Source organism: uncultured Campylobacter sp., assembly GCF_938018035.1.
In the GTDB taxonomy this organism is placed as follows: domain Bacteria; phylum Campylobacterota; class Campylobacteria; order Campylobacterales; family Campylobacteraceae; genus Campylobacter_B.
Genome location: NZ_CALIJF010000064.1, coordinates 1 through 2,355 on the forward strand (window position 1 = coordinate 1; position 2,355 = coordinate 2,355).

Genomic DNA, 2,355 nt, shown 5'->3' on the forward strand with positions numbered 1-2,355 from the left:
TCGATTAGGCTTAAAATTTTGCGGATCTGCGTTTGGTATTCGCGCGCGAGCTCTATGCTAGCGGGTCTACCAAAAAGCGTAGTTTCAAAAAGATCGGGCACACCGTTTAAAAATAGATATAAGCGCTCATCCATAAATACCGCGCTCAAGCTGAACTCGCCGCTCGTTTCGCGATTTATTTCGCGCAGACGCTCCATAAACGCGGGCGTTAGCAGATAGCGCGCTTCTACTTTGTCATCCGCAAACACGCGAAAATCGCGCATAAAATCCACATCGTCCATCATCTCTTTTTCGCCGAAGATCTTGGCGTTTAGCTCCCTGCTTACCACTATCGTTTTGCCCGAGGTTTTTTTCGCGAGCTCGCAGATCAGTACGTTGCCGTCAAAGTCCATATAGTTATCGTAGAATATTTTGATCAACATAATCGCCGCTATGAGCGGATTATCCGTTTTCATGTAAAACCTGCTATTGCTATGTACCTCGCTGAGGCTAAATTGAATCCCCGCAGTGCACGCCCGTAATCCGATCCTCGCTTTTGATCCTAGATTTCCTATAAATTCTAAATTTTTGAAATTCCTCTTCTTGCATGCCGGTATATGGATCGTATTTTAAACCGGCATCTATATCGTTTATTACGGCGCGGACGAATATCTCTTTATAAAATTTATAGTAGCGAATTTCCGCTTCGCTTTCTTGACTGGTGCAATGCATAAGAAATATCCAAAAGATCTGAAAAAGGATCAATACGCCCAAAAATTCGGCAATTTTTATTAGAGGAGTGTCTGCTTTAACGCCGTCTAGAGACATTATTGCGAATAGGACCGCAAAAAAGGCGGCTATACTGAGGTAGTAATATCTATTAAAAGCTCTAGCGCACGCTTTTTGTTCGGTTAAAGTCTGCGAAACGACATCTTGCAGAGCAGGCGACATATCTGTCCTTGATAAAAATTTCGCCCGTATTGTAGCAAAATTTAACGTGATTTATAAAGAGCGAATTCCGCCACTTAATGAATAGTCGGGATCGAAATTTAATTTACGCGGGTCCGTGCGGCGTAAAATTTTAAAATCTTACTCTTTGAAATTAGATCCGCACCGAATTGAAATTTAACGCATCGCATAAGCTTATATTTCACGCGAGCTGCTTTTTAAAATTTGCATCCGAAGCTTGCAATCACAGTATCCTGAGGGTGTCAGAGATGAAATACATAAAAACTCCGAGCCCGAACATCACGAAAAGCCCTGCAAATTCGACGTAAAGCTTCAAGCTTACGAGCCGCTTCGAGCTTAGCTCGTTTGCCTTCGCGCCGAAAAGTGCGGCTAAAAATATCACGACGCTCATTCCAAAACCGATGAAAAGCGCACTCGCGACGCTAAGCGCGAAGCTTCCGAGGCTGAAGGCAAGTACAAAAATTAGGATCGTGCCGGGGCAGGGCACGAGCGCCGCCGCAAGTGCGATAAGCCACTCTCGTCCTTTCTCGCCGCCGCCACTCGCGCCATTTTGCAGCGAGCGAGATGAGGTTTGGTTTTTTAAATTTGCAGAATTTAAAGCCTGTTTTTGCTCGTTTTGGCTAGGCGAGTTTTCTTCCGGGTTCTCATTTAAATTTAAATCGGAATTTGACTCTGCCGCTGTGGCGCCTAAATTTTTGGCATCCAAATACTGCGCGGATTCGCCGCTTTGAATATTAAATTTAGAAAATTTATAGCTCTTTGACGCTGCATGAGCGGAATCCCTAGCGTTTGTAAATGCCGTATTTTTTAAGCGGACGTCCGTCTCTGCGGTGTTTGCGGCGGAAGCGCAAGCGGCGCAGGAGCAGCCCGTATTGTGGTGGGCGCCCGATCTTACGCGGCGAGCTTTGTCGTAGATGATGAGCGCGGTTATGACGATGATCAGAAGCGCCGAAATTTTCGTGGTGATCGAGGCGGAGTTTGCAGAAACTATGCCTGCGACATTTTGCAGCACGAACATGCTCGCGCTTACCAAAACGAGCGCTCCTAGGACGTGTAGAAGCCCGATTTTAAGGGCAAATCCAAAGGCTTTGACGTAGCTGCCGCCATGGGCTAAGAAATAGCTCGCCGTTAGCAGCTTCGCGTGCCCTGGGCCTGCCGCGTGGAAAAAGCCGTATATGAAAGAAAGCGCCAAGACCCATAGGATGGTGCTTGCGCTTGCATGCTCGCTGCTTGCGCGAAACGCCGTTTTGAGGCTTTTCATAAAATCCATCGTCTTTTGCGCGACAAATCCCAGCGAGACCTCTTTGTGCTGCTCGCTTGAAATCTCGTCGCTGTCGGATGTGGCGCCGTTTTTGCTCGCGCTATTTTGCGCTAAATTTAAAGAACTCTCCTCGGGCGGCGTCGCTA

General features: G+C 46.9%; 2 protein-coding genes and 1 pseudogene. All 3 read right to left on the reverse strand.

All coding sequences use genetic code 11. The features are described 5' to 3' along the window. Nucleotides 1–455: DUF3137 domain-containing protein (locus tag Q0257_RS02050; RefSeq protein ID WP_298020944.1), on the reverse strand; the 455-nt coding region annotated here is incomplete at its 3' end. A gap of 34 nt (nucleotides 456–489) precedes the next feature. Next, the gene (locus Q0257_RS02055) at nucleotides 490–930 is read right to left on the reverse strand and encodes a hypothetical protein (RefSeq protein ID WP_298020946.1); all 441 of its coding nucleotides are present in this window, start codon (nucleotides 928–930) and stop codon (nucleotides 490–492) included. Nucleotides 931–1,171: 241 nt separating this feature from the next. Beyond that, nucleotides 1,172–2,355 (reverse strand): annotated as a pseudogene (locus tag Q0257_RS02060) (hypothetical protein); the annotation flags it as partial.

What these genes read in the sequence shown, in the direction of transcription:
- Q0257_RS02055 (WP_298020946.1), bottom strand. Translation starts at nt 930, where the DNA reads ATGTCGCCTGCTCTGCAAGATGTCGTTTCGCAGACTTTAACCGAACAA.